This window comes from Glycomyces sp. NPDC021274, assembly GCF_040641195.1.
In the GTDB taxonomy this organism is placed as follows: domain Bacteria; phylum Actinomycetota; class Actinomycetes; order Mycobacteriales; family Micromonosporaceae; genus Glycomyces.
Window position 1 is genome coordinate 73,214 of sequence record NZ_JBFADC010000013.1, and the last position, 25,636, is coordinate 98,849.

Consider the following 25,636-nt stretch of genomic DNA (forward strand, 5'->3'; position numbering starts at 1 on the left):
TTGGAGGACCCCGCAAACACCCCAAACGGCACAACCGACGCTCCCGCTCCTCCGGTAGCGCTTGCAGAGGGACTTGTGAGGCGGAGTTCACACACTCGAAATCTTTGGCGACAACTTCTTAACACGCAGGCCCGGGTCGCGTAACACGCCTTCGTGAAGCTGGCTTCACTCCGGTAGGTAGGAGCATCACGCGCCGGCCAACACTCGGTGAAGCCTTCGGGCCGCAGCCGGGCAGCGGTCGGCGCGTGACACCTATCCCGAGCACCGTCGCTCCCCTCAACGCCGGACAAAAGCTTTCTAAGCCCGAAGTACTACCTATCTCTGGAGAGAGGAGGCGGCCATGCCCGAGCTCGATACAGGCAACAACGCGTGGATCCTGATCTCAGCCGCCCTTGTTCTGCTCATGACCCCCGGTCTCGCCCTGTTCTACGGCGGCCTCAGCCGAGCCTCGAGTGTCATCAACATGATGATGAAGTGCCTGGTCGCCATCGGTCTGGTCTCAGTCGTCTGGGTGCTGGTCGGCGAGTCCATCGCCATCGGCGACGGCGGCGGCAACCCGTTCTTCAGCATGGACGTCAGCTCGGCGTTCGGCCTGCGCTACGTCACCGAACTCGGCATGGTCGACGGCGGCGTCTCCGCCGGCGCGATGTCGGCCTTCGGCATGATGTTCGCGATCATCACCGTGGCCCTCATCGCCGGTGCCGTCGCCGACCGCATGAAGTTCACCGCTTGGGTCGTGTTCTCCACCGCCTGGGTCGTCCTCGTCTACGCCCCCGTCGCCTACTGGGTGTGGGGCGGCGGCTGGATCGAAGAGCTCGGCGTCCTCGACTTCGCCGGCGGGACCGCGGTCCACGCCAACGCCGGTGCCGCGGCACTCGGCCTGGCGCTCGTCGTCGGCCGTCGCATCGGCTGGAAGGACGGCAACTTCGCCCCGCACAACCTGCCGCTCGTCGTGATCGGCACCGGACTGCTGTGGTTCGGCTGGTTCGGCTTCAACGCCGGCTCCGCCTTCGTCTCCGACGCGATCGCCGGTCTGGCCCTCCTCAACACCCAGGTCGCCACCGCCGCCGCGATTCTCGCCTGGCTGCTCATCGACCGCATCCGCGGCATCAAGCCCTCGGTGCTCGGCGCCTGCTCCGGCGTCATCGCCGGCCTGGTCGCCATCACGCCCGCCGCCGGCTACGTGACCCCGCTGGGGGCCATCGCCATCGGTGCCGTCGCCGGCATCCTCTGCCCCTTCGCCATCGGCCTCAAGCACAAGCTCGGCTACGACGACTCGCTCGACGTGGTCGGCCTGCACATGGTCGCCGGCATCTGGGGCTCCATCGCGGTAGGCCTCTTCGCCTTCGGCGACGTCACCGGCGGCACGAACGGCGTCTTCTACGGCGGCGAGTTCTCCTTCCTCGGCTACCAGACCCTCGCGGTCCTGGCCGTGGTCGCCTACTCGTTCGTCGTGGCCCTCATCATCGGCCTGATCCTCAAGGTCACCATCGGGGTCCGGATCAGCGAGGAAGAGGAACTGGCCGGCATCGACGCCGCTCAGCACGGCGAGGCCGGCTACGACCTCCCCGTCAACGGCAACACCGGCACCGGCCTGCCCGAGACCAACGCCGACACCGCCGAGAAGATCAACGCGTAACACCGGCTTCCTGCCACAGTTGAAAAGGAACGGCCGCCCTCCCCCGGGGCGGCCGTTCCGCTTTCCCGGGGAAGGTCACGCCGGGCGCGGGCGGCGGCCGTGCCGCCACCCCCGTTAAGCTCGTAGGAGTCCGCCGTGCCGCACGGCGCCCGCTTCCGTACAATTTCGCTGCACCACCGAGAGGTTCGCCCGTGTTCGACGCTCTGTCAGATCGACTGTCCGGGATCTTCGAGTCGATCCGCGGCAAAGGCCGCCTGACCGATGCCGACATCGACGCCACCGCCCGCGAGATCCGCCTCGCCCTGCTCGAGGCCGACGTCGCCCTCCCCGTGGTGAAGACCTTCATCAACCAGGTCAAGGAGCGGTGCAAGGGCGCGGAGGTCTCCAAGGCCCTCAACCCCGCCCAGCAGATCATCAAGGTCGTCAACGAGGAGCTCGTCGCGATCCTCGGCGGCGAGACGCGGCGCCTCAACTACGCGAAGCAGGCCCCCACCGTCATCATGCTCGCGGGCCTCCAGGGCGCGGGCAAGACCACGCTCGCCGGGAAGCTCGCCAAGTGGCTCAAGAGCGACGAGCACTCCCCGCTCCTGGTCGCCGCCGACCTCCAGCGCCCCAACGCGGTCGGGCAGCTCCAGGTGCTCGCCGGACGCGCCGGCGTGGCCGTCTACGCCCCCGAGCCCGGCTCCGGCGTCGGCGACCCCGTCAAGGTCGCCACCGACTCGATCGAAGAGGCCCGCCGCAAGGGCCACGACGTCGTCATCGTCGACACCGCCGGCCGCCTCGGCATCGACGAGGAGATGATGCAGCAGGCCCGTGAGATCCGGGACGCCGTCAACCCTGACGAGGTCCTCTTCGTCATCGACGCCATGATCGGCCAGGACGCGGTCAACACCGCCGAGGCCTTCCGCGACGGCGTCGGCATCACCGGTGTGGTCCTCTCCAAGCTCGACGGCGACGCCCGCGGCGGTGCCGCGCTCTCCGTGCGGCACGTGACCGGCCAGCCGATCATGTTCGCCTCCACCGGCGAGAAGCTCGAGGACTTCGACGTCTTCCACCCCGACCGGATGGCCTCGCGCATCCTCGGCATGGGCGACATGCTGACCCTCATCGAGCAGGCCGAGGCCGTGTTCGAGGAGGACCAGAAAGAGGAGATGACCCAGAAGCTCCTCAAGGGCGAGGACTTCACGCTCGAGGATTTCCTGGAGCAGATGCAGGCCATCCGCAAGATGGGCCCGATCGGCAACGTGCTCAAGATGATGCCGGGCATGGGCCAGATGCGCCAGCAGATCGACTCGATCGACGACAAGCAGATCGACCGCACCTCCGCGATCATCCGCTCCATGACCCCGGCCGAGCGCCGCGACTCCTCGCTCATCAACGGCTCGCGCCGCCTGCGCATCGCGAACGGCTCCGGCGTCACGGTCTCCGAGGTCAACCAGCTCCTGTCGCGGTTCAAGGACGCGCAGAAGATGATGCGCGGCATGACCGGCGCGATGGGCCTGGGCGGCGGCACCAAGGCCACCAAGTCGCCGTACAACAAGCGCAAGGGCAAGAAGGCCAAGAAGAAGCCCGTGGTGCGCCGCGGCGGCCAGGCGCAGAACGCGGCCCCGCAGCTCCCCGCCGGGATGCAGCTGCCCCCGGGCATGCCGGACCTCTCGCAGCTCAACGCGGCCGACCTGCCCGACATCGACTTCGAGCAGTTCCTCAAGGACCAGAACAAGAAGGACAAGTAGGCACCGCCCCGGTCGGCGACCGGGAACCGCAGGCCGGGCCGCGTCGAGCGGCCCGGCCTCGCGCCTTCTGCGATACTGCGAGGCGATGAACGCACTCGCACCGCTTGCACCCCGCGACCTCGAGCCGCTCCACCTCCGGGTCGTCTGGCTCCCGGACGACACCGTCCGGGACGTGTACGTGGACGGCGACCGGATCACCTTCGCGCCCGTGCCCGGCGCGCGCACCGTAGCCACCTCCGGATTCGCCCTCCCGGGGCTCGTGGACGCCCACTGCCACATCGGCATCCGCCGCGGCCCCAAGGCGATCGAGAGCGTCGACGAGGCCCGCGCGCTCGCCCGCACCGACCGCGACGCCGGCGTCCTCGCCATCCGCGACGCCGGATCGCCCTACCCCTACCCCGAACTCGTGGGGGAGGACGGCATGCCGCGCCTCATCCGCGCCGGGCACCACATCGCCGCCTCCCGCCGCTACCTGCGCGGCATCGGCCTCGAATGCGAGCCGCACGAGGCCGTCGCGGCCCTTGCCCGCCAGGCGAAGGAAGGGGACGGCTGGGTCAAGCTCGTGGGCGACTGGATCGACCGCGACAAGGGCGACCTCGCGCCGTCCTTCGAGCCGGAGATCCTCACCGCCGCGATCCGCGCCGCCCAGGCCGAAGGCGCGAAGGTCGCGGTGCACACCTTCTCCGAAGAGGCCGTCGCGTGCGTCGTCGAGGCGGGCGCCGACTCCATCGAGCACGGCACCGGCCTCGCGCCCGACCTCCTCGACCGCATGGCCGCGCGCGGCATCGCCTTGGTGCCCACCATGATCAACATCGAGACGTTCGACGACATCGCCGCCGGGGCCGACGCCAAGTTCCCCCGCTACGCCGACCACATGCGACGCCTCAAGCAGGGCTTCCCCGAGGTCGTGCGCACCGCATGGGAAGCGGGCGTGCCGGTCTACCTGGGCACAGACGCCGGCGGCGGGATCGACCACGGCCTGGCCGCCGAGGAGATGCACCTGCTCCACGAGCGGGCGGGCATCCCGGCCGCCGACGTCCTCGCCGCCGCGTCCTGGCGCGCCCGCGAATGGCTCGGCATCCCGGCCGATCTGGGCGACCTCGTGGTCTACGAGGACGACCCGCGCGCCGATCTCGCGGCCGTCCGGGAGCCCGCGCTCATCGTCCTGCGCGGCCGACTCCTCAAGGCCGCCAAGTAAAACGCGGTGACCTGCACGTTTTGTGGCATTCCTGATCGGCCTGGTCCCCGCGGGTGGCGGCGGTCGGCTATCGTGAACGTCCCCGCGCCGTTCCGCCCGAGCAGAGAGTTTTAGCGATGACGTATCCTCCGCCGCCTCCTTCGGACCAGTCCGGTCAGGGCGGCTTCCAGTACGACCCGTACAACAGCCAGCCCGGTTCCCAGCCCCAGAACCCCTCGCAGCCCCAGCAGCCCGGCTACGGCCCCTCGCAGCCGCAGCAGCCCGGTTACGGTCCCGCGCCGCAGCTCCCGCCGCAGGCGCCCGGCTACCCGCCGGCGTACGGCGCGCCCGGGTACGGCCCGCAGCTGCCCAAGGGCCAGGCGATCGCGGCCATGGTCCTCGGCATCATCGGCGTCGGCATCCTCTGCCTGCCGATCCCCTATGTGAGCGGCATCATCAGCCTCGTCTGCGGCGTGACCGCGGCGATCCTCGGCGGCGTGGCCCTGAAGAAGATCAACCGCGGCGAGGCCGCGGGCAAGGGCCAGGCGATCACCGGGCTCGTGCTCGGCATCATCGTCTGCGCACTCGCGATCATCGGCATCGTTGCGGCCGGCGCCCTCCTCGCGATGTTCGGCACCGCCGCGACCACCTCGACGTACTAAGACAGCAGTTGCTGAGGCGGCGCGGGCTCCGGCCCGCGCCGTTTCCGTGTGTCCGGGCTACATCGTGACGAGGCAGAACGGGTGTCCGGCGGGGTCGGCGTAGACCCGGAAGGTCTCGCCGCCGCCTTCGAGCCGCCGCGCGCCCAGCTTCAGCACCGCCGCCTCGGCGGTGTCGAAGTCGTCGACCTTGATGTCGAGGTGCATCTGCTGCGGGACGGCGGGTTCGGGCCAGGTCGAGGGCGTGTACACCTCGGCCTGCTGGAACGCGATCCCCGGGCGGTCGGGGGCGTCGCCGATGACGACCCAGTCGCCGTCATCCTGTACTTCGATCATGCCCAGGATCTCGCGGTAGAACGCCGAGAGCGCCTGCGGGTCGGGGCAGTCGATGATGAGTCCGTGCCAGGTTCCGATCATCAACCCAGGGTCGCAGACGGGACTGACAATTTCCAGCGGGTCCGCCGACAGCGCCCGCAGAACCCGAGGCCGTTCGGGCCGCGCGGTGCAGACTGTGTGCGCTGCAGGCCGCTGCGGCCTCAGGTGACGTCGTCGAAGGTGGCGGCGCGGTCGCGCGTCGTCTGCTCGGCGGCGGCGGGTTCGGCAGCGGCGTCGCCGGAGCCGTTGGCACCGTTGGTGCCGTTGGCCTTCCGGGTGAGGCTGCCGCGGTTGACGCTGCGGCGGGTGCTCTCGATGTCGCGCGTGGTGTCCGTCAGGCCCTCCTTGAGCGGCTTGGTGCCGTCCTGGAGGTCGCGCATCGTGGACTTGAGGGGGCTCGTCAGCATCTCCTGGTCCTCTTCGGTCAGGATGTGCTTGCGGACGAAGGTCTTGGGGTTGAGGTCCTCGGGCCTGATGTCGGTGCCGATCTCCCGGCTGAGGTCCGCGGCGGCGTTGGACGCCATGTTGCGGGCCTTGGAGATGAACCGGCGCAGGTTGGCGAGCGCCTTGGGCAGCTTGTCCGGACCCCACAGGAAGATGGCGATGAGGATGATGACCAGGAACTCGGTTCCGCCAAAGCCTCCGAACACGCTGATCTCCTCATGACTGCCTGTGCCTGCTGATACCTGAAAAACCTCCGCCTAGCCTACTCCCACTCAGTCGGTGGCCGCCTCCAGCGTGACCTGGGCACTGTGTTCCTCGCCATCGCGTTCGTAGACGACGGTCACCACGGTGCCCGGGGCGAGCTTGCGGATGAGCGCGATCAGCTCGGTGTTCTCGGCGACCATGTTGCCGTTGAAGCTGGTCACAACGTCGCCGTCCTGGAGTCCGGCGTCGGCGGCGGGGGAGCCGGCCACGACCTTGCTGAGGGTCACGCCGACCCCCAATTCGGATTCTCCGAGCTCCGCGCCGAGCACGGTGTGGCTGGCCGAGCCGGTCGCGATGATCTCGTCGGCGATGCGCTTGGCCTGGTTGATCGGGATGGCGAAGCCGATGCCGATGTTGCCCGCCTCGCCTTCGGCGGCGGTGGAGGCGATGGCGGTGTTGATGCCGATGACCTGCCCGGCGATGTCGGTGAGCGGCCCGCCGGAGTTGCCGGGGTTGATGGCCGCGTCGGTCTGGATCGCGGCCATCACCGATTCGACCTCGCCGTTGTTGTTCTGGGTGAGCACGGGCCGGTCGATGGCCGAGACGATGCCCTCGGTGACCGTGGAGGAGAGCCCGAGCGGCGCGCCGACCGCGAGCACCGGGTCGCCGACGGCCACCTGGTCGGAGTCGGCGAGGACCATCGCCGGGTGCTGGTCGCCTTCGATGCGCAGCACGGCGACGTCGGAGTCGGGGTCGGAGCCGATGACCTCGGCGGTGGTCACGTTGCCGTCGCTGAAGAGCACCTGGAGGCTCGCGGCGGGCTCGGTGCCGCCGCCGACGACCACGTGGTGGTTGGTCATGACGTAGCCGTCGTCGGAGACGATGAAGCCCGAGCCGTTGCCGCCGTCGGCGGTGAGGACGGTGACCACGGAGGGCATGATCTGCTCGACGACCCCGGCCACGGAGGTGACGTCGCGTTCGGTCTGCGGTTCGGCGCCGAGGAGGCTGCCGGTGCCCGAGCCGGAGCGGGTGGCCCAGATGCCGATGGCCGCGCCGAGGGTCCCTGCGATGAGCGCGGTGACGGCGGAGACGGCGATGACGATGCCCAGCGCGGGCTTCGCGCGCGGCGCGCGGGCAGGGAGCGGTTCGGGCGCGGGCGCATGGGGGACCGGCCGGGTCTCGATGACGGCCCGGCTCCCAGGGTCGCGCCACGGGTCGGAGGCGGCGGCGGGGTGCCACCAGGCTGACTGGCCCGCCTGCGGGGCGGCCTGCCGGTGCTGTGCGGGTGCGGACATCGCGGGCGCGCCGGGAGGCGCAGCCGGGTCCTGCGGGGGCTGGTAGGCGCCCTGCGTCCCTGGCCCCGCGTGCTCGTAGCCTGACTGCGGTGCCGCGGGCTGATACCCCGGCTGCGGGGCGGCCCGCTGGTACGCGGCCGACTCGTAGTGCCCCGGCTGCTGCGTCCCGGAGCCGGCCGGCTCGTAGGGCGCGGGCGACTGCATCTCGGGCCGCTGCGACGCGGCCTCGTTCGGTCCGTCCGCCTGCGGCGCGTTCGAGGCCGCTTCTGGGTGCTGCGGATTGCCCGGATCTGCCTGGGGCGGCTGGGTGCCGGAAGTCATGACTGAAAGTCTATGCCGGAATTGCCGCTCGTTCATCTGCCCCGCCATTCCGCCCGGTGCCGGACGGTCCACTCGTCCCGTGGCCGAACGCGGGCAGCAGAGGATGAAGGACCCGCTCCGGATGGGAGCGGGCCCTCAGGTCCGATCGGCAGCGGGGTGACCGCCGTGGTGGGGGGCGTAGTGGAGAAGGGACTACTCCAGGGCGCCCTGAAGCTCCTTGTTCAAGGTCGCAGCCTCTTCCGGGGTCATCTCCACGACCAGCCGCCCACCGCCTTCGAGCGGAACCCGCATGATGATGCCGCGGCCCTCCTGAGTAACTTCCAGTGGGCCGTCGCCAGTCCGCGGTTTCATGGCCGCCATTTTGGTCTCCCCTCGATCCAATGCCGCAGGTTGCGACTCGACGTTGCTAGATCAAGTTTCCCTGATGAAGGGCGCAGGGGCCAACTCGCCCCTCCGGGTATGTGACAAGGTTGCGTAGGAATCTACCGAAAAGTGGCTTTTGCGACTTGCGTGATTTTTCTTAACGGGCTATGACCCCCGTCACTCACTCTTCAGGGTCCTGCTCGTGCTCGACGCCCAAAAGGAACGAAGTGCCCTCAAGTTCCCTTCCGTACGGCGCCACGAACGTCGGCAGTTCCTTCGGTCCGAGCGAGCGGATGTACGACCAGAACTGGCGCACGGCCTCGGCCTTGTCGACCGCCTCGATGGGCATCGAGAGCGTCACCAGCCAGTCGCTGCGGCGCTCGGGGGTCGGCAGGGTCCGGACCAGGTCCTCCCACGCGTCCGGGTTGAGCTCGGTCCAGCCGTCCGGCGCTTCCGCGCTCTCGACGGTCTTGGCGGGCTCCTCGAGGCGGCGGCGGTACGCGATGGCCGGGCCCTCGACCTCGCCGAGCGCGAAGACGCCCTCCGGGCCGGCCAGGGCCACCTCGTCGCCGTCCGAGACGCGCTCGGGACGCGATGCGGGCTCGAAGTCCTCGACCTCGTAGGCCTGTTGCTCGGTGTACTCGTCTTCGTTCAACGCCAGCAGCCAATAACGCATGGGCATATCCCATCACGCCTCGCCGCGCGGCGCCGTCTCACCGGCGTCCTCGCGCCCTGCCTCACTCCCGGAGGCGTCGCGGTCGGTGCCGGGGCCCGTCGCGGGGTCCAGCGGTGCGGCGGCGCCGTCCTCGTTCGCGAGGTCGATCGCATCGTCCACACCGGACTCGGGGGAGGGGATCTCCGCGGTGTCGGCGGTGCCGTCGAGCCGCGACTGCATCTCGGCGAGCAGTTCGTCGCGGCGGCCGATCTCCCACGCGAGCCGGTTCAGCGCCGCGTCGACCTGGTCCGTGCGGTAGCCGCGCAGGCCGGTGTCGAACCTGACGGAGGCGACGGCGGCCTCGTCGACCGCCTCGCCCTCGCCAAGGCCGAGCGGCTGGCTCGCACCCACGGTGTCCAGGAGCGTGTCGCGGCCGGTGGCCCACACGACGATCGAGAAGGCGATCCACACGCCGATGACCGCGACGATCACCGGCAGTGCGAATTCGAGGACGAGCTTCAGCACCGGTTCCTCCAGGGAGTTCTAAGCGAAGAACGCGAAATAGGCGAACAGCGCCATTGTGCAGACTGCGAGGGTCACTCCCAGACGCGGGTTGTGGGGGACGACCGCCTTGATGGGCTTGCCGCTGCGGTCCAGGAGCGGCAGCCGCGGCCGGTTGGCCATCCCCACCAGCACATATCCCACGATCGTGGCCATCACCGGCAGCAGGAACGTCACCCAGAACGTGGACTCGCCATCGCCCCCGGTCGCCGCGAAGTAGCCGAACTGGATCGCCAGGCACGCCACCATGCACGCGCCGTACACCAGGAGTTCGCGCAGCACGTGGTGCGCCTTCGGCAGCAGCGTCGGCCGCTGCGCGGCCCGCGTGGTCGCGATCCGGGCGAGCTCGGCCTCCCGCAGGGCCGTCTTCGCCCGCTCCAGGATCCGGTCCGGATCGTCCTCGCCTTGCCGCGGCGGCAAGCCGTCCGCACTGTCGGCGACTTGCGCCGGCGTCAAGTCGGGCGCAGTGTGCCGCAAGCGCGCGCACAGCTCCGCCAGCGCCATCATCTGGTCGTCCAGTTCGGATCTGACCTCGCGCAGCGCCTCACGGCGGCGCTCGAGCCGCCGGGCCGCCTGCGCGGTGCTCGCGTTCGTGTCCGCGTCCAAGCGCGTCAACTCGTGCACCAGGTCCTCGTATGCGTTGAGGCTCATCGCGACTCCACCTTCCCGGGGGTGTCCTGGACCGGCAGGCCGTCGAGGCGGCCGGGCCGCACGTACGGCACGGCGAGGGTCTCGGTGCCCGCGTGCCGGTCGATCACCAGACACCGATTGGTGCGGGCCTCCCAGGTGCGTTCAAAGCCGCCGGTGATCGCGGCGAGGTCGTTCCCGGCGATGTTGAGCGCCACGACCCCCGCGCAGTGCTCGCGGCCGGACGAGCCCCCGATGTCGTCGAGGAACCGGCGCGCGCCCCGCCACCAGCCGAGCAGGTGCACTCCGGCGGCCGGGCCGTGCAGCAGCAGGTCGCGCAGTGCCACGCCCTGCCCGTCCGCGCCGTCGGCGCCGAACCACACGAGGTACGTCGGCTTGTCGCGCCGCTCGCTGAGGATCGAGCCGGGCGCGAGCTGGCGGCATTCGTGCCCGCCCGCTTGGAGTTCGCCCACCACCTGCCGGGCGGTGTCCTCCACGCCCACGGCGGTGGCCGCGACCTCGAACGCGACGCTGCCCGGCTCGTGCTGGCGGCCCAGGGAGATCGCGGCGGCGGCGAGCACATCCGCGGCGACCGCCGAGGTGCCGAGCACCGCCAAGTGCCGTCCGGGGCTGCGGTCGAACTGGTAGCCCACCGAGGACATGTGCACGTCGACGGCCCGGCCCAGGAGCGCGACGGGCGCGTGGGTCGGCGCGAGGTCCGGGAACCGCGGATCGTCCTCGAGATGCTGCTCGTCGAAGCCGCGGAACACGATCGGCTCCACGTCCGACTCCCGCCGCTCCCACAGCTGCCGCCGCAGGCCGGTGAGCAGGTCCTCGGCACTGGACGCGTCGGGGAAGCGGCAGGTCCGGTTGCGGCCCTTGATGCCCCCCGCGTCGTTGATGACGGCCTGGCCGACGCTGATGCCGTCGGCCGCGTCGTTGCCCTCGTCGAGGAGGTGCTTCGCGCCCGGCAGGGCCACGCGCAGCGGGAACTGCCCGAAGATCGAGTCCTTCTTGGAGTACAGGGCCTCGATGCCGGAGATCGTCTGGCTCGCGAGCACCAGGTGCACGCCGTACGAGCGGCCCTTGCGCGCCAACTCCTCCAAGTGCGCGACCGCCTCGCCCGCGAGGCGGTCGTTCCCGGCGAACAGCACATGGAACTCGTCGACCACGGCCACGATCCGCGGCAGCGCCATCTCCGGCCGCAGCTCGCGCAGCCGCGCGAGCCTGGTCGCACCGGCCCGCTTCATGAGCCCGGCGCGCCTGGAGAGCTCGGCCCGGAGCGCGCCGAGCACCGCGACGCCGTACTCGCGGTCGGACTCGACGCCGACGGCCCGCACGTGCGGAATCCACGACGGGTCGAGCGGCGAGGGCGTGAACTCCGTGAAAGAGACGCCCTCCTTGAAGTCGAGCAGGTACAGCTCCAGCTCGGTGGGGGAGTAGCGGGTCGCGAGCCCGTACAGGACGTCGAGGAGGAACACGGTCTTGCCGCCGCCGGTGCGCCCGCCGATCAGCCAGTGCGGGGTCGCGTCGTCGAACGCGACCTCCACATCCCCGCCCTGGGAGCTTCCGGCCTGGTCGCGACCGATCACCGTCGACAGGCCGTCCCGGCTCGAAGCCGACCACAGCACCTCCGGCACGAGGTCGCCGACGCTCAACTCCCCGGCCTCCTTGCGCTGCTGCGCCCGCGAGCCGTAGACGGCGCGGGCGAGGCTCGGCGGCGGCGCGGCGTCCAGCCGCACCGGCAGCGGCAGGTTCCCCAGCCGCACGTCCTTCTCGTTGCAGTACAGGTACGTCGCATGCTCGATCGCCGGCAGCGACTCGCGGTGCGCGAGCTGCCTCCAGCCGCACACCACGAGGTGGCAGCGGGCCGACGGCCCGGCGTGCGCCAGCGCGGCCAGCCGCTCGCGCGTGGAATTGCCCACTTCCGGCGGCAGCCCGGCGATCACGATGAGGTGGTACGGCCGGTCGGCGATCGACTGGCCTCTCGCGGCGATGTCGCGCAGCTCCGTGAGCCGCTTCTCCGCGGCCGTGAGGACACGACTGAGGGCGAGGTGGTCCGTGGCCACCGGACCGGCGATCCCGGCGTCCACGAGCGCTGTGGCGGGCGCGAAGACCTGCCCGAGGGTCACGCCGTCGACCAGGCTCAGTTCGAGGTTCGGGTGCGCCGCGCAGATCCGCAGCAGCAGCGACTGGAGCATCCCGGCGACGCGCGGGTCGGCCGCGTCGCCGTCGCACACCAAGTGGCCCTTGCCGAGCAGTCCGGCGAGCGCGGGGAACGCGGGGGCGTCGTCGATCTCGGCGACGCCGATCCTGACGGCCTCAGTGGACGGCGCGTCCGTCCACACCGGCGTTTTCGGGTCGATCGCGGCCAGGTCCTCGCCCACCCAGCCGGTCGCCGTCTGCGCCGCGACCGCGCGCAGCCGCTCGGCGAGTTCCGCCCGCCGCTGCTCGACTCCCGTTGCGGCCAAACGCGAAGCATCGCCCCGCAGCAGTTCCTCGGCCTGATCGGCGGCACCCGCGGCCTCGCGCACGCGCGCGGCCGCCCGCTCCAATTCGGTCCGCCAGGTCAAAGCCGCCTCCTTGCTACATGTACGGCTCGCAAGCGTCGCCGAGGGTGCCGATCCCATGGCGCGGGGCCGCGTGTGTCGACGACACCACCATACCGGGACCGGGCCCTCGAGCACGACGCGAAAGCCCTGCACCCCAACGTGCAATCGCCCCACGAACCCGCGAGGACCACAGGCGTCCGGCCAGTCGCGATTCGCGCTCGCGGTCCTTCCGAACTTCGGTGGACCTCGGCCAGGTCGGGGTCGCGGAGGAGTTCACGCTCACCGCCTCCGACGACCTGCTCGGCGGCTACCCGAAGGCCCGCGGGCGTCAAGCCCGCGCGTGCCCGGCGAGGCAGCGAACGCCGCCGTCAGCGACCGCGACGTCGAACCCGCCGTGGCCGCCGAGGCATCGAGCCGCAGCAGCGTCCCCGCCGCCTTAGTGCGTGAACAGCCCCAGCGCCAGGTCCGCGAGCAGGCCCGGGTCCTCGGCACCGCACAGTTCGCGCGCCGAGTGCATCGAGAGGATCGGCAGGCCGACGTCCACAGTGAGCATCCCCAGCTGCGTCCCCGAGATCGGGCCGATCGTCGTCCCGCCCGGGATGTCGTTGCGGTTCACGTACGTCTGCCACGGAATCCCCGCGACCTCGGCCGACCGCCGGAACAGCGCCTGCTCCTCCGCGCCGCTCGCGTACCGCTGGTTCGCGCTGACCTTGATCATCGGGCCCTTGCCCGGGACCGGGCGGTGGCCCGGCTCGTGCTTCTCGGGGAAGTTCGGGTGGACCGCGTTGCCAGTGTCGGAGGACATCATGGCGCTGGCGGCGATCGCCCGCGCGTACGTCTCGAAATCGTCGCCCATGAGCCGGTGGAGCACCGATTCGAGGAAGGGGCTCTGCGCGCCCGAGTAGGTCATCGAGCCGATCTCCTCGTAGTTGAACGAGGCGAGCACGGGGACGCGGGTGCCGGTGTCCTCGGCGGCGATGAGCGCGGCGAGGCCGGCGTGGGTGCTGGTGAGGTTGTCGAGCCGCCAGGCGGCGAACAGCTCCTGGTCCTTGCCGAGGTACGCGGGTTCGTCGAGGGCGACGGTGAAGAGGTCGTGGCCGAACACGTCGGCGGCGTCCACGCCGGCCTCGGCGGCGATGAACTCGATGAACTCGCCGTCGCGGGGCTGGCCGAGCCCCCAGATCGGGGTGAGCTGCGACTGGGCGTTGAGCTTCTGGCCCTCGTTGACGCCGCGGTCGAGATGGATGGCGAGGCGCGGCACGCGCAGCAGGGGCCGGTCGACGTGCACGAGCACTTCGGTGCCGTCGCGCATGACGAGCCGCCCGGCGACGGAGAGGTCGCGGTCGAGCCAGGTCTGGTGCGGCACGCCGCCGTAGACCTCGACGGCGATCTGCTTCCAGCCGGCCGAGCCGGTGTCGGGGCGGGGCTTCACCTTGAACGTGGGGGTGTCGGTGTGGGCGCCGAAGATCCGGAACGCGTCGTACGCCTGGTCGTTGATGCGCCAGGCGATGATCGAGCCGTCCCGCACGGTGTAGTAGCCGCCGACCTCGACCGGCCACTCGTCGGCCTCGGTGAGCCGCCGGAACCCGGCGGCCTCGAGCCTGCGGCCTGCCTCGGCGCACGCGTGGTACGGGGTCGGGCCGGCTTTGATGTACGCGGCGAGGTCGTCGGTGTGCGACCGGTCGAAGCGAGGCATCGATGCTCCTTCTAGTGGCGGGTGGCCGTGGCGGCTGTCAGCATAGACGGATGCGAGCGTTGAAACTTGGCCGACGGGTGTTCGATGCGGGCGACTACGCGGTGATGGCGATCGTCAACCGCACGCCCGACTCCTTCTACGACTCGGGGGCGACTTTCGCGTTCGAGGCGGCGGTGGCCGCCGTCGACAATGCGGTGGCGCACGGCGCCGACATCGTCGACATCGGCGGCGTCAAGGCGGGCGACGGCCCGGAGGTCTCGGTGGCCGAGGAGATCGACCGCGTGGTGCCGTTCATCGCCGCAGTGCACGACAAGCACCCTGACCTGGTGATCTCGGTGGACACGTGGCGCGGCGAGGTGGCACGCGAGGCGGTCGCGGCCGGGGCCGAGCTCATCAACGACACGTGGGCGGGCTGGGACCCCCAGGTGATCGAGGTCGCCGCCGACACCGGCGCGGGATTCGTCGTCTCCCACACGGGCGGCCTGGAGCCGCGCACGGTGGCGGCGAAGGCGGTCTACGGGGACGTGGTCGCGGAGGTCCGCGCCGAACTCGTGGAGCGCGCGGAGGCGGCGGTCGCGGCGGGCGTGCGCGCCGACGGGATCCTCATCGACCCGACGCACGACTTCGGCAAGACCACATACCACTCCCTTGACCTCACCCGCCGCCTCGACGAGCTGGCCGAGACCGGCTGGCCGGTGCTGGTTGCCCTGTCCCGCAAGGACTTCGTGGGGGAGACGCTCGACCTGCCCGTGGACCGCCGCCTCAACGGCACGCTCGCCGCGACCGCGGTCTCGGCCTGGAACGGCGCGCGCGTCTTCCGCGCCCACGACGTCGCCGCGACCCGCGAGGTGCTCGACATGGTCGCGGCCATCAAAGGCGACAAACCCCCGAAGGCCCCGCAACGCAGCCTCTGAATACGCGACGGTCGCCGCCGTACGCCGTACAAGGTACGAAGTACGGCGTACGACATCGCTCGATCTGCAATCGCCGTACAGCGTACGCCGTCCGCTGTCTGTTGTCTGCCGTACGCTGTACTATGTACGTTGTGCGGCGTATAACGTACGTCGTACAGTGTTCGCTGTACGGCATACGCTCTGCCGGAACCGGCTTGTCTGCTAGCCGCGTCCGCTCTTCATGTGCTCGACGGCCTCGTCGAGGTCGTCGGTGACGAGGAGCAGGTTCACGTCGTCAGGGCTGATCTTGCCTTCGCGGACCATCGCGTTGCGCAGCCAGTCGACCAGGCCGCCCCAGTAGTCGGTGCCGATGAGCGCGATCGGGAACTTGCCGACCTTCTCGGTCTGCACGAGCGTCAGGGACTCGAAGAGCTCGTCCATGGTCCCGTAGCCGCCGGGGAGGGCGCAGAACCCGCACGAGTACTTGAGGAACATGACCTTGCGGACGAAGAAGTAGTGGAAGTCCAGCTGGATGTCGACGTACGGGTTGATGCCCTGCTCGAACGGCAGCTCGATGCCCAGGCCCACGGACTTGACGCCCGCGTCGGCCGCGCCCCGGTTGGCGGCCTCCATCGCGCCGGGCCCGCCGCCGGTGATGACCGAGAACCCCGCCTCGCCGAGCTTGCGGCCGAGCTCGATGCCGAGCTTGTACTCGTCGCCGTCGACGTTGGTACGCGCGGAGCCGTAGACGCCGATGGCGTCGCCGAGTTCGGCGGCCTCGAGCGTGTCGAAGCCCTCGACGAACTCGGCCTGGATCTTCATGACCCGCCACGCGGCCTTCTGCTTCCACTCCTCGCTGTGCGCGGTGTCGAGCAGGTGCTCGTCTGCGGTGACGCGGCGCTTCAGGGTCATGATTCCTCCACATAGGCTCGCAGCGCGTCCGCGCAGGCGCGGATGCGCGGGATCTCGACGCGTTCGTCCTGCTTGTGGGCGAGGTTAGGGTCGCCCGGCCCGAAGTTCACTGCCGGGATACCCAGGGTCGCGAAGCGCGCCACATCGGTCCAGCCGAGTTTCGCACGGAACTCGCCTCCGGCGGCGGCGACGAACTCGGCCGCTTCGGGCCGGTCCAGTCCGGGGCGGCATGAAGGTGCGGTGTCGGAGACGTGGACGTCGAAGCCGGCGAAGACCTCGCGCACGTGGGCTTCGGCCGCGGCCTCGTCGAGGTCGGGCGCGAAGCGGAAGTTCACGTCGACCCAGGCCTCGTCGGGGATGACGTTCCCGGCCACGCCGCCGCCGATGAAGACTGCGTTCAGGCCCTCCCGGTAGGTGCAGCCGTCGACCTCGACCTCCCGCGCCTCGTACGCGTTGAGCCGCTCGAGGACGGGGGCGATCTTGTGGATCGCGTTCTCGCCCTTCCAGGACCGCGCTGAGTGCGCCCGCTTCCCGCTGGTGGTGATGCGCACCCGCATGGTGCCCTGGCAGCCGGCCTCCACGAGGCCGTACGTGGGCTCGAGGAGGATCGCGAAGTCGGCGGCGAGCAGTTCGGGGCGGGTCTTGGAGAGCTTGTTGAGCCCGTTGTGCTCGGCCTCGATCTCCTCGCGGTCGTAGAACGCGAAGCTCAGGTCGAACTTCGGTTCGGGGACTGTGGCGGCGATCCAGAGCGCCAGCGCGGTGCCGGACTTCATGTCGGAGGTGCCCAGGCCCCAGAGGACGTCGCCGTCGAGGCGGGTGGGGAAGTTGTCGTTCACGGGCACCGTGTCGAGGTGCCCGGCGAGCATGACGCGCCGCCCCCGGCCCAGGTCGGTGCGGGCGACGAGCGTGTTCCCGACCCGCTCGGTCGTCAAGTGCCCCAGGGGTTTGAGGGCCGCCTCGACCGCGTCGCAGATCTCGGCCTCGTTCCAGGACACGGACGGGATGTCGCACAGAGCTCTGGTCAGCGCGACCGGGTCGGCGAGGACTGCCTCACTCAAAACTGTCACATCCGCAGACGATACTCGCCGCGTGGATAGGCTTTTCGCATGAGTGATTTCCTGACTGACGGAGCATGGGGTGTCGGCGTGGCCACGGTCGCCGCCGACGGCACGGTCCTCGACGTGTGGTTCACCCGCCTGGGCCTGGGCGAGGCGCCCACGGGCGTGGTCGCGCCGGAGCTCGACCGGGTGAACCCGACGGGCACGACCTCGAAGGGCGTGTCGGTTCTCGTCAAGTCCCTCGCGGAGGAGCCCGCGGACACTGCGGACGTGTACCTGCGGCTGCACCTGCTCTCGCACCGGTTCGTCATCCCGCACTCCATCAACCTCTCCGGGATCTTCGGCCTGCTGCCGAACAACGCCTGGACCGACCACGGCCCGGTCCCGGCCGACGCCGTGAACGCGGCCCGCCTCAAGCTCCGCGGCGAGGGCCGCCAGCTCGCGGTGAAGTCCCTCGACAAGTTCCCGCCGATGGCCGACTACGTGACGCCCACGGGCGTGCGCATCGCGGACGCGTCGCGGGTGCGCCTGGGCGCGCACCTCGCCGAGGGCACGACGGTCATGCACGAGGGCTTCGTGAACTTCAACGCCGGGACGCTCGGCAACTCGATGGTCGAGGGCCGCATCTCCGCCGGCGTGCTGGTCGGCGACGGCTCGGACATCGGCGGCGGCTCCTCGATCATGGGGACGCTCTCGGGCGGCGGCAAGGATGTCATCTCGATCGGCGAGCGCTGCCTCCTCGGCGCGAACGCCGGCATCGGGATCTCCTTGGGCGACAACTGCGTTGTGGCCGCGGGCTGCTACGTGACCGCCGGCTCGAAGGTCACCACCCCGGACGGCACGGTCGTCAAGGCCGCCACGCTCTCGGGCAAGGACAACCTGCAGTTCTGGACGAACACGCAGACCGGCGTCCTCGAAGTGCGCCCCCGCCTGGGCACTTGGGGCGAGCTGAACACCGCCCTGCACAGCGCCCAGTAAGGGCCTGAGCGCACGCAACCGCATAGGATATATCCTATAGGATTTTGACCCAGGGGCCCCGGCGCAGGCCGGGGCCTTCGCGTTCGCCTTCGGCGTCGCCGAACCGGGCAGAGCGGATCGCGCCGGACGCGGTGGTCGTGCGGGCGATCGTGGGTGAGGGCGTTCGCGTTTGTCGGACCCTCGCGGCACCCTTGATTCGGGGGCGGCTCCCGGCGCCCGATTTGCCCCAGGCGCGCCGAGACCCGCCCGAATCCCCGTCGACGTTCGGAGTAGTACCCGGGTGCTACTCGCGTTCCAGCAGTTCATCCCCAAGATCGAGGTGCGGGCCCGGAATGCTGCATAGCCTGGTCGACATGGACAACGTTGGGGAATTCGGGGCCGCGAACTCGACGGCATCGGGCTTCGTGGTCGTCACGACCGAGAACGTCCCGGGCTACGAGGTCCTCGACACCCACGGTGAGGTCTTCGGCCTCACAGTGCGGTCGCGGAACTTCGTCTCCGACCTCGGCGCCGGCTTCAAGTCGCTGCTCGGCGGCGAGCTGAAGGGCCTCACGAAGGCCCTCGCCGCCTCCCGCGAGGAGGCGCTCACCCGCATGGTCGAGCAGGCGAAGACCTTGGGCGCCAACGGGGTCGTGATGATGCGTTTCGACGTCTCCGACGCCCGCGACATGGGCACCGAGGTGTGCGCCTACGGCACCGCCGTCACCGTCCGCAAGCTTTAATCGGGAAACTGGGGAAAGGAGCGGCGGCCCTCAAGGGCACAAGAGGGCCGCCGCTCAAAAAACCTCTAGACCGGGCTCAGGCCCAGCTGCTTGCCCGCCAGCGACACCTTCCGCACCGCCAGCTGGTCCGCGATCGCGCGGATCGCCCGCGACGCCTCGCAGTCGGGGTCCGAGAGCACCAGCGGCACCCCCGCGTCGCCGCCTTCGCGCAGCTTCGGGTCGAGCGGGATCTGGCCGAGCAGCGGCACATCAGCACCGATGTCCCGCGTCAGCGCCTCCGCGACCTTCTTGCCGCCGCCGGAGCCGAACGGCTCGATGTGCGACCCGTCGGGCAGCGCCATCCACGACATGTTCTCGACCACGCCGGCGAGCTTCTGGTGCGTCTGCGTGACGATCGCCCCGGCCCGCTCGGCCACCTCGGCCGCCGCCTGCTGCGGCGTCGTGACGACCACGAGCTCCGCGGTCGGCAGCAGCTGCGCCACCGAGATCGCGATGTCGCCGGTCCCGGGGGGCAGGTCGAGCAGGAGCACGTCGAGCTCGCCCCAGTACACGTCGGCGAGGAACTGCTGGAGCGCGCGGTGCAGCATCGGCCCGCGCCACACCACGGCGGTGTTGCCCGGCGTGAACATCCCGATCGAGATGACCTTCATCCCATGCGCCTGAGGCGGCATGATCATGTCCTCGACCTGCGTGGGCGCGCCGTCGACGCCGAGCATGCGCGGGATCGAGTGCCCGTAGATGTCGGCGTCCGCGACGCCGACCGACAGGCCCTTCTGCGCCATGGCCGCGGCCAGATTCACTGTCATCGACGACTTGCCGACGCCGCCCTTGCCGGAGGCGATCGCGAACACGCGGGTGCGCGATTCGGGCAGGTTGAACGGGATGACCGGTTCGGCGCCCGGGCGGCCGCCGCGCAGCTTCGTCTGCAGGTCGGCGCGCTGCTGCTCGCTCATCACGCCGAACTCGAGCGCAAGCTCCCGGACGCCGTCGACGCCGTCCACGGCGCCGGCGATGTCGCGTTGCAGCGTGTCGCGCATGGGGCAGCCCGCGACGGTGAGGAGGATCTTCAGAGACAGGCGACCGCCGTCGACCTCGACGGTGTCGACCATGCCGAGTTCGGTGATCGGGCGGCGGATCTCGGGGTCGTTGACGTGCGAGAGCGCTTCGTGCACGGCCTCGACGACGGCAGCGTTGTCAGACATGACCCAATCGTAACCACGCAATTCGGTTCGACAACGTGAGCGTAGCCTTACCGCAGCCGGGCCACAGTCCCGCGCGCGCCGGCCGCGCTATAACTGGCCCATGCTTCCCTTTGCGATCTACGACGTGTTCTCCGCACGAGCCTATGCGGGCAACCAGCTCGCCGTCGTCTTCGACGGCCAGGAACTCACCACCGCGCAGATGCAGGCGATCGCCCTGGAGTTCAACTTCTCCGAGACCGTGTTCGTGCTGCCGGCCGCCGCGCCGGGCGCCGACTATCTCGCGCGGATCTTCACCCCTGCGGAGGAACTGCCGTTCGCCGGGCACCCCACGATCGGAGCGGCGATCGCCGCCGTCGCGTCCGGCCGGGTGACGCCGGACGGCGACACGGTCGTCCAGGAATGCGGCGCCGGTCTCATGACCGTGGCCGTCGCCGAGGGCACCGCGAAGCTCACTTCCACGGCGATCAGCGTCGGCCCCGAACTCGACCCGGCGCACGCCGCCGCCGCGATTGGCCTCGACCCCGCCAAGATCATCGGGACCCCGAAGAACGCCAGCGCGGGCCTCGACCACAACTTCGTGCGCCTCGCCGACGCGGACGTGCCCGCCGCGGTCGACGTGCCGGGCCACCTGGAGAAGGTCTACCTGTTCAGCTTCGACGAGGACTCGCACGCGGTCCACGCCCGCCTGTTCCACCGCGGCGTCGGCGAGGACCCGGCGACCGGTTCGGCTGCGGTGGCGCTCGGCGTGCACCTGGTCGACCAGGGCCTCATCAGCGGCGACGGCGTGCACGCTTACACGATCGCGCAGGGCGCCGAGATCGACCGCCCGTCGACGCTGCACGGCGAGGTCGTGGTCGAGGACGGTGCGGCCGTGTCGGTCTCGGTGTCGGGGGCGGCGGTCAAGGTCGCCGAGGGCACTCTGGTGACGCTGCCGGAGTAGGGGTTCAGCCGGAGAACTCGCGGGCGCCGTAGCGTTCGGCCGCAAGGCCTTCGGGCCAGGCGGCCGACCGCAGCTCCGCGGCCCAGAGGCGGCGCGGCCAGCGGCCCTTGCGCAGGAGCGCGGCGACGAACCGCTCGGGTTCGGGCAGGCTCGCCCACACCGACGGCAGGAACGTCGCGCGGCGCCCGCCGCGGTCTTTGAGGGTCAGGCCGTCCTGGCCGGGGCGCAGGTGGTCGAGCAGGGACGTGAAGGCCCGCACCGGGAGCGGCTCGGAGGGGGACAACACGGTGACGGTGACCTGCAGTTCTGCCGTCTCGGACTCCTCGACGGGCGGGAGGCGCGGGTCGCGGGCGGCCAGGCGCGCGTTGCGGACCACGTCGACTCCCAAGGGCCGCAGGGCGGTCAGGGTGCCGATGCAGCCGCGGAGGCGGCCGTCCCGTTGGAGGGTCACGAAGGTCGCCTCGCGCTTGGCGAGGGTGGCGGCGTGCGCGGCGGCTGCCGGTGCGGTGCTCTCGGAGAGGGTGCTGATGAGGGCGGCCGCGCCGGGCGGGCGGGGCGCGAAGGAGGTCGCGACGGCGCTGCGCGCCAGCGCGGTCAGCACCGGGCCGAGGCCGGACTCGGGGTGCGGGTCCATCCTCCGATGGTGCCACGTGTCAGGGTGCGCAGGCGGGTGGAGTGCGAGATCGACTCGTGCCCGGCCCCGCTTTCGGGTGACACTTTCGCTGCGGGGCCCGGTTTTTGTCGGACCCGGGCGGGATGTTTGCGGCGGACCCTTCTTTCCCCTCTAGTGGTGGGTGGGGGTTTGTGGACGGGTATTCGGCGAAGCCGCCGATCGCCCGCGCTGCGACGCAGTGCAGCCGCCGAACGCCCGCGCTGCGACGCGGTGAAGCCACCGATCGTCTGCTCTGCTTCCCGATCGCCTGCGCCGCTTCGTCTTCGCCCTCGCCGAGCCCTCGCGCCTCAGGTGACCCGATGGTGGCGGTTTGGCGCGGTTCGGCCTGCCGGTGATCTGTTTGATAACAGTCACGTGAGAGACTGCGGTAATGAGTGAACCGCGCACGAGCGCCGACGCATTCGACTCGTCCTATGACGCCGATGCCTACGCCTCCGTCGACCAGGGCCTCGCCGAGGTGATCGACCTCCCGTCGAACGGCGGCGCGCAGAGCACGCAGGCCGCCCGCGGCCGGTTGCAGGAACTCGACTCGCTCGCCGGGAAGATCGCGCTCGTCACCGGCGCGGGTGCGCCGGACGGCATCGGGTTCGCCATCGCGACCCGCCTGCGGCTCGCGGGCGCAGCGGTCGCGATCGTCTCCACCACCAAGCGGATTCACGAACGCGCCGAGGAGATCGGCGCGATCGGCTTCGTCGCCGACCTCGCCGACGAGGCCGAAGTCGGGGGCCTCGCGGACGCCGTCGCCGAAGCGCTCGGCGAGGTCGACATCCTTGTCAACAACGCCGGCCTCACCTCCAAGTCCGATCCGGCCGTGGTGAAACCGGTCGCGCAGCTGTCCTATGCGGACTGGCAGACCGAGATCACCCGCAACCTCGACACCGCGTTCCTGGTCTCTCGCGCGTTCGTGCAGTCGATGGCCGAGCGCGGCTGGGGCCGCATCGTGAACGTCGCGGCCACCACCGGCGTCGTGACCGCCGTCCCCGCCGAGGCCGCCTACGCCGCAGCCAAAGCCGGGGTCACCGGCCTCACCAAGGCCCTCGCGACCGAGGTCGTCGCCGACGGGGTCACGGTGAACGCGATCGCGCCCGGCCTCATCCGCACCGGCTCCTCCACGGTCCCTGAACTGCAGAAGGGCCTCGACGGCCCGATGGGCCGCCCCGGCAGCCCCGAAGAGGTCGCGGCCGCCGCTGTGTTCTTCTGCGCCCCTTCCGCTTCGTACATCACCGGGCAGACGCTCGTGGTCGACGGCGGCAAGTCCCTGCGGGCCTGAACCGTCACATAACGACCAGCCGTCCGCAACTTCGCACGGGCCGCGGTCGTTACCCTTGCGTGAACACGATTGCGGCGACGACAGTACCGACTGAGCGGACCGAGACGGGGGAAGCGCGGATGGACGAGGCTTTCGGCGAGAGCTCGCTCGAGACCCGGGGGCGCACCGTCACCGGCCTCGTGCTGCTCCTGGGCGGACTGGTCGGCCTGGCCGCCGCGTTCGACCTCACCTACGAGCGCATCGCCTCGCTCATCGACCCGGGCCACGCGATCTCCTGCGACTTCAACCCGGTGCTGTCCTGCGGCACCGTGATGAACACCTGGCAGGCGTCCGTGTTCGGCTTCCCGAACCCGATGATCGGCCTCGTCGCGTTCCCGCTCGTCGTCTTCATGGGCGCGCTGCTCCTGTCGAAGGTGTCCCTGCCGCGCTGGATCGCGCTGGCCTTCAACCTGGGCACGCTCGCCGGGCTCGTCTTCGTGTCGTGGCTGATCTACCAGTCGGTGTACCGGATCGGGGTGCTCTGCCCCTGGTGCATGGCGGTGTGGGCCGTGGTCCTGCCGATCTTCTGGTTCTCCACCGTCCGCAGCCTGCGCACCGGCGCGATCCCGGTCGGGGACGACTGGCGCGACGCCGTCGACGACCTGCTGCGCTTCCACTGGATCGGCCTGGTCCTGCTGTACGCGGCGGTCGTCATGATCGTGGGCACCGGCTTCTGGGACTACTGGTCCACGCTCTTCTAAGAACAAAGGTCAAGGCAAAGGGCAAGGCCCCGGGCGCGAACCCGGGGCCTTGCCTCATGTCTCAGCCCAGCCGCAGTCCGGTCGGCTCCAGCCAGCCACCCTCGGAGAGGTATTCGAGCACTTGCTCGACGCCTTCGCCGACGGTGATCTCGCTCGTGTCGATGGTCAGCTCCGCGGCCGGCGGCTCCTCGTACGGGTCCGAGATCCCGGTGAACTCCGGGATCTGGCCCGCGCGCGCTTTCGCGTACAGCCCCTTGCGGTCCCGCGCCTCGCACACCTCGAGCGGGGTGGCCACGTGCACGAGTACGAAGTCCGCGCCCGCCGCCTCGGCCATGCGCCGCGCCTCAGCCCGGTCCGCCTCGTACGGCGCGATCGGGGCGGCCATGCCGATGCCCCCGTGCCGCGCCACCTCGGCCGCCACGAACCCGATCCGGCGGATGTTCACCGACCGGTCCGCGCGCGAGAACCCGAGCCCGCTCGAGAGCAGCCGGCGCACCACGTCGCCGTCGAACAGCGACACCGTGCGGGTGCCCTCCTCCAGCAGCGCCTCGTAGACGCCGCGGGAGATCGTGGACTTGCCCGAACCCGACAGGCCCGTGAAGAACAGCACGAGGCCCCGCTGGCGGCGCGGCGGCCGCGCCTTCCGCAGCTCGGAGGCCACGCTCGGCGGCGTGTGCCATTCGGGGAGCCCGAAGCCGCGGTCGAGCATGTCGGCGACCTCGGCGTCGGTCAAAGCGACGCGCCGGAACGGCGGTTCGATGTCCTCGACGGGCCGCCACTGGCCGTCCCGCGTGTCGTACGCCAGCTCGCGCGGCACCATCGAGCGCACGCCGTCGCCGCCGCCGAGGCCGTCGCGGCCGGTCATGATGTGGGTCGCGCCGTAGGCCGCCGCGACCTTCGCGGTGAGGAGGCCGTCGCGGAGCTTGTCGCCGCGCTTCGACAGCGGCACCGTCAGCACCGTGGCCGTCGGCAGCCGGTCCTTCGCGGCGAGCACGGAGCGCACGAGCGCCGCCGTCGGCAGCCGCAGCTCGCGGTCGCCGTTCGTCTCGTCGCCGGTGGGGATCATGACGAGCACGTGCGCGGCCAGGTTGTGCGCGGCGCGGGCCAGCTGCGCCAGCTGCGGGCGGTGCAGCGGCCGGTCCGCGACGAGCGCGAGCACCCGCGGCTTCGTGTAGGTCGTGCGCGCCTGCTCCGGGGTCGCGCGCAGGCCCGTGAACACGCCGTGCGCGGCGTCGGCGATGCGCCGCACCGGGCCGCCGACGCGGACCATGTCCGGCCCGAGCGCGTCGAGGCTGTGGCACTCCACCGCCGCGACCGGCGCCCCCTCCGGGTCGGTGATGCGAAGCACACGCCGCTTCGGGTCGGGGTTGTCGAGCAGCTGAGCGGTCGCTATCGGCACGTCGAGCGTCACCGGGACCGGCCATGCCGTCCCGTCCGGGAGCATCCCGGTCCGTGTCACCGACCGCGCCTCCGCCTCGCCCATGAACCCGCGCAGCGGCGCGTACGCGCCGTACAGCAGCAGCTCCAGGTCCGCGAGTTCGTGCGGCAGAGGGGTGTGGCTCGGCGCCTCGGCGAGGATCTCATCGGGCAGTACCCAGTCAGACATCGGCGGTGGGATCCCTTCGCAGTGCTTCGGGCAGGGGCGGCATCGGATTCGGTCGCACCAGCGTATGCCACGGGACCGTCACTCTGCTCACCCGAGCCGCGCGCTTATGAACCGGATCGTCCCGCATGGCGGACTGAGAAAGTGGCGCACCCATTACCGGTAAGTTACGCTGACGAAGCTCATTCACGGCTGCGCGAGCGGGCGCCGAAGAGCCGGTCCACGGCTCTGCAAGCGGTCGCCGAGCAGGCCCGGGAGCACCAGTGCAGAGTGACCGCGGACAAGGACGTCGGCGCGGCCGGCCCCAGGGCCTCATGGCGCAGCTTGCGGAGCCGTAAGTTGGT

Annotated in this window: 24 protein-coding genes; 10 read left to right on the forward strand and 14 right to left on the reverse strand. The window is 70.7% G+C overall.

From position 1 onward, the window contains the following. Positions 1-340: 340 nt before the first annotated feature. From AB0I03_RS22835 to AB0I03_RS22850, 4 genes are all read left to right on the forward strand, one after another. Positions 341-1,639: an ammonium transporter gene (locus tag AB0I03_RS22835; protein WP_360416034.1), complete on the forward strand. Its 1,299-nt coding sequence runs from the start codon at positions 341-343 to the stop codon at positions 1,637-1,639. A gap of 191 nt (positions 1,640-1,830) precedes the next feature. Continuing rightward, on the forward strand, positions 1,831-3,372 hold the full coding sequence (ffh, locus tag AB0I03_RS22840) for a signal recognition particle protein (RefSeq protein ID WP_360416036.1): 1,542 nt from the start codon (positions 1,831-1,833) through the stop codon (positions 3,370-3,372). An 85-nt stretch (positions 3,373-3,457) separates the two neighbouring features. Further along, complete coding sequence (locus AB0I03_RS22845) at positions 3,458-4,570, forward strand: amidohydrolase family protein (RefSeq protein WP_360416038.1); 1,113 nt, start codon at positions 3,458-3,460, stop codon at positions 4,568-4,570. A gap of 116 nt (positions 4,571-4,686) precedes the next feature. After that, on the forward strand, positions 4,687-5,211 hold the full coding sequence (locus tag AB0I03_RS22850; RefSeq protein ID WP_360416040.1) for a DUF4190 domain-containing protein: 525 nt from the start codon (positions 4,687-4,689) through the stop codon (positions 5,209-5,211). A 57-nt stretch (positions 5,212-5,268) separates the two neighbouring features. Here AB0I03_RS22850 and AB0I03_RS22855 read toward each other — a convergent pair whose 3' ends face one another. From AB0I03_RS22855 to AB0I03_RS22895, 9 genes are all read right to left on the reverse strand, one after another. Next, a complete protein-coding gene (locus AB0I03_RS22855; RefSeq protein ID WP_360416042.1) occupies positions 5,269-5,625 on the reverse strand; it encodes a VOC family protein in 357 nt (118 codons plus the stop codon). Between the two features lie 119 nt (positions 5,626-5,744). Then, positions 5,745-6,233 carry a preprotein translocase subunit TatB gene (locus tag AB0I03_RS22860; RefSeq protein WP_360416044.1) on the reverse strand — a complete coding sequence of 163 codons (489 nt, stop codon included), beginning with the start codon at positions 6,231-6,233 and terminating at the stop codon, positions 5,745-5,747. A 66-nt stretch (positions 6,234-6,299) separates the two neighbouring features. Beyond that, positions 6,300-7,847, reverse strand: coding sequence for a trypsin-like peptidase domain-containing protein (locus AB0I03_RS22865; protein WP_360416046.1), 1,548 nt, complete (start codon positions 7,845-7,847; stop codon positions 6,300-6,302). A 192-nt stretch (positions 7,848-8,039) separates the two neighbouring features. Continuing rightward, positions 8,040-8,207 (reverse strand): DUF3117 domain-containing protein, encoded by a 168-nt coding sequence (locus AB0I03_RS22870; RefSeq protein ID WP_091030400.1) that lies wholly within the window; start codon positions 8,205-8,207, stop codon positions 8,040-8,042. A 184-nt stretch (positions 8,208-8,391) separates the two neighbouring features. Further along, positions 8,392-8,886 (reverse strand): hypothetical protein, encoded by a 495-nt coding sequence (locus AB0I03_RS22875; protein WP_360416048.1) that lies wholly within the window; start codon positions 8,884-8,886, stop codon positions 8,392-8,394. A gap of 12 nt (positions 8,887-8,898) precedes the next feature. After that, a complete protein-coding gene (locus AB0I03_RS22880; RefSeq protein WP_360416050.1) occupies positions 8,899-9,390 on the reverse strand; it encodes a DivIVA domain-containing protein in 492 nt (163 codons plus the stop codon). A gap of 18 nt (positions 9,391-9,408) precedes the next feature. Continuing rightward, on the reverse strand, positions 9,409-10,077 hold the full coding sequence (locus tag AB0I03_RS22885) for a hypothetical protein (RefSeq protein WP_360416052.1): 669 nt from the start codon (positions 10,075-10,077) through the stop codon (positions 9,409-9,411). Continuing rightward, positions 10,074-12,626, reverse strand: coding sequence for an FtsK/SpoIIIE domain-containing protein (locus AB0I03_RS22890; protein ID WP_360416054.1), 2,553 nt, complete (start codon positions 12,624-12,626; stop codon positions 10,074-10,076). Before AB0I03_RS22890 ends, AB0I03_RS22885 begins: the two co-directional genes overlap by 4 nt. Before the next feature lie 415 nt (positions 12,627-13,041). Continuing rightward, complete coding sequence (locus AB0I03_RS22895) at positions 13,042-14,301, reverse strand: M18 family aminopeptidase (RefSeq protein ID WP_360416056.1); 1,260 nt, start codon at positions 14,299-14,301, stop codon at positions 13,042-13,044. Positions 14,302-14,351: 50 nt separating this feature from the next. Between AB0I03_RS22895 and folP the strand changes: the two genes are divergently transcribed. Further along, entirely contained in the window at positions 14,352-15,215 is an 864-nt protein-coding gene (folP, locus tag AB0I03_RS22900) for a dihydropteroate synthase (protein WP_360416058.1), read from the forward strand. A 201-nt stretch (positions 15,216-15,416) separates the two neighbouring features. On the opposite strand, the gene AB0I03_RS22905 is transcribed toward folP, so the two are convergent. Both AB0I03_RS22905 and dapE read right to left on the reverse strand, forming a co-directional pair. After that, positions 15,417-16,106, reverse strand: a complete 690-nt coding sequence (locus AB0I03_RS22905) for a TIGR00730 family Rossman fold protein (RefSeq protein ID WP_360416060.1) — start codon at positions 16,104-16,106, stop codon at positions 15,417-15,419. Continuing rightward, on the reverse strand, positions 16,103-17,173 hold the full coding sequence (dapE, locus tag AB0I03_RS22910) for a succinyl-diaminopimelate desuccinylase (RefSeq protein WP_360416062.1): 1,071 nt from the start codon (positions 17,171-17,173) through the stop codon (positions 16,103-16,105). The genes AB0I03_RS22905 and dapE overlap by 4 nt, the downstream gene beginning before the upstream one ends. Positions 17,174-17,212: 39 nt before the next feature. Between dapE and AB0I03_RS22915 the strand changes: the two genes are divergently transcribed. Further along, the gene (locus AB0I03_RS22915) at positions 17,213-18,142 is read left to right on the forward strand and encodes a DapH/DapD/GlmU-related protein (protein WP_360416064.1); all 930 of its coding nucleotides are present in this window, start codon (positions 17,213-17,215) and stop codon (positions 18,140-18,142) included. 353 nt (positions 18,143-18,495) lie between these two features. Beyond that, the gene (locus AB0I03_RS22920; RefSeq protein WP_360416066.1) at positions 18,496-18,864 is read left to right on the forward strand and encodes a YbjQ family protein; all 369 of its coding nucleotides are present in this window, start codon (positions 18,496-18,498) and stop codon (positions 18,862-18,864) included. 65 nt (positions 18,865-18,929) lie between these two features. Here AB0I03_RS22920 and AB0I03_RS22925 read toward each other — a convergent pair whose 3' ends face one another. Further along, complete coding sequence (locus AB0I03_RS22925) at positions 18,930-20,066, reverse strand: Mrp/NBP35 family ATP-binding protein (RefSeq protein ID WP_360416068.1); 1,137 nt, start codon at positions 20,064-20,066, stop codon at positions 18,930-18,932. 100 nt (positions 20,067-20,166) lie between these two features. On the opposite strand from AB0I03_RS22925, the gene AB0I03_RS22930 reads away from it, so the two are divergent. Beyond that, positions 20,167-21,006, forward strand: coding sequence for a PhzF family phenazine biosynthesis protein (locus AB0I03_RS22930; protein ID WP_360416070.1), 840 nt, complete (start codon positions 20,167-20,169; stop codon positions 21,004-21,006). 4 nt (positions 21,007-21,010) lie between these two features. On the opposite strand, the gene amrA is transcribed toward AB0I03_RS22930, so the two are convergent. Then, positions 21,011-21,640, reverse strand: coding sequence for an AmmeMemoRadiSam system protein A (amrA, locus tag AB0I03_RS22935; protein ID WP_360416072.1), 630 nt, complete (start codon positions 21,638-21,640; stop codon positions 21,011-21,013). 409 nt (positions 21,641-22,049) lie between these two features. On the opposite strand from amrA, the gene AB0I03_RS22940 reads away from it, so the two are divergent. Both AB0I03_RS22940 and AB0I03_RS22945 read left to right on the forward strand, forming a co-directional pair. After that, a complete protein-coding gene (locus AB0I03_RS22940) occupies positions 22,050-22,949 on the forward strand; it encodes an SDR family NAD(P)-dependent oxidoreductase (RefSeq protein WP_360416074.1) in 900 nt (299 codons plus the stop codon). Between the two features lie 119 nt (positions 22,950-23,068). Next, positions 23,069-23,689, forward strand: coding sequence for a vitamin K epoxide reductase family protein (locus AB0I03_RS22945; RefSeq protein WP_360416076.1), 621 nt, complete (start codon positions 23,069-23,071; stop codon positions 23,687-23,689). 61 nt (positions 23,690-23,750) lie between these two features. On the opposite strand, the gene cysC is transcribed toward AB0I03_RS22945, so the two are convergent. Beyond that, positions 23,751-25,295: an adenylyl-sulfate kinase gene (gene cysC / locus AB0I03_RS22950; RefSeq protein WP_360416078.1), complete on the reverse strand. Its 1,545-nt coding sequence runs from the start codon at positions 25,293-25,295 to the stop codon at positions 23,751-23,753. Between the last annotated feature and the right edge of the window lie 341 nt (positions 25,296-25,636).

What these genes read in the sequence shown, in the direction of transcription:
- AB0I03_RS22835 (WP_360416034.1), top strand. Translation starts at nt 341, where the DNA reads ATGCCCGAGCTCGATACAGGCAACAACGCGTGGATCCTGATCTCAGCC.
- AB0I03_RS22845 (WP_360416038.1), top strand. Translation starts at nt 3,458, where the DNA reads ATGAACGCACTCGCACCGCTTGCACCCCGCGACCTCGAGCCGCTCCAC.
- AB0I03_RS22850 (WP_360416040.1), top strand. Translation starts at nt 4,687, where the DNA reads ATGACGTATCCTCCGCCGCCTCCTTCGGACCAGTCCGGTCAGGGCGGC.
- AB0I03_RS22855 (WP_360416042.1), bottom strand. Translation starts at nt 5,625, where the DNA reads ATGATCGGAACCTGGCACGGACTCATCATCGACTGCCCCGACCCGCAG.
- AB0I03_RS22865 (WP_360416046.1), bottom strand. Translation starts at nt 7,847, where the DNA reads ATGACTTCCGGCACCCAGCCGCCCCAGGCAGATCCGGGCAATCCGCAG.
- AB0I03_RS22870 (WP_091030400.1), bottom strand. Translation starts at nt 8,207, where the DNA reads ATGGCGGCCATGAAACCGCGGACTGGCGACGGCCCACTGGAAGTTACT.
- AB0I03_RS22875 (WP_360416048.1), bottom strand. Translation starts at nt 8,886, where the DNA reads ATGCGTTATTGGCTGCTGGCGTTGAACGAAGACGAGTACACCGAGCAA.
- AB0I03_RS22885 (WP_360416052.1), bottom strand. Translation starts at nt 10,077, where the DNA reads ATGAGCCTCAACGCATACGAGGACCTGGTGCACGAGTTGACGCGCTTG.
- AB0I03_RS22895 (WP_360416056.1), bottom strand. Translation starts at nt 14,301, where the DNA reads ATGCCTCGCTTCGACCGGTCGCACACCGACGACCTCGCCGCGTACATC.
- folP (WP_360416058.1), top strand. Translation starts at nt 14,352, where the DNA reads ATGCGAGCGTTGAAACTTGGCCGACGGGTGTTCGATGCGGGCGACTAC.
- AB0I03_RS22905 (WP_360416060.1), bottom strand. Translation starts at nt 16,106, where the DNA reads ATGACCCTGAAGCGCCGCGTCACCGCAGACGAGCACCTGCTCGACACC.
- AB0I03_RS22915 (WP_360416064.1), top strand. Translation starts at nt 17,213, where the DNA reads ATGAGTGATTTCCTGACTGACGGAGCATGGGGTGTCGGCGTGGCCACG.
- AB0I03_RS22920 (WP_360416066.1), top strand. Translation starts at nt 18,496, where the DNA reads ATGGACAACGTTGGGGAATTCGGGGCCGCGAACTCGACGGCATCGGGC.
- AB0I03_RS22925 (WP_360416068.1), bottom strand. Translation starts at nt 20,066, where the DNA reads ATGTCTGACAACGCTGCCGTCGTCGAGGCCGTGCACGAAGCGCTCTCG.
- AB0I03_RS22930 (WP_360416070.1), top strand. Translation starts at nt 20,167, where the DNA reads ATGCTTCCCTTTGCGATCTACGACGTGTTCTCCGCACGAGCCTATGCG.
- amrA (WP_360416072.1), bottom strand. Translation starts at nt 21,640, where the DNA reads ATGGACCCGCACCCCGAGTCCGGCCTCGGCCCGGTGCTGACCGCGCTG.
- AB0I03_RS22940 (WP_360416074.1), top strand. Translation starts at nt 22,050, where the DNA reads ATGAGTGAACCGCGCACGAGCGCCGACGCATTCGACTCGTCCTATGAC.
- AB0I03_RS22945 (WP_360416076.1), top strand. Translation starts at nt 23,069, where the DNA reads ATGGACGAGGCTTTCGGCGAGAGCTCGCTCGAGACCCGGGGGCGCACC.
- cysC (WP_360416078.1), bottom strand. Translation starts at nt 25,295, where the DNA reads ATGTCTGACTGGGTACTGCCCGATGAGATCCTCGCCGAGGCGCCGAGC.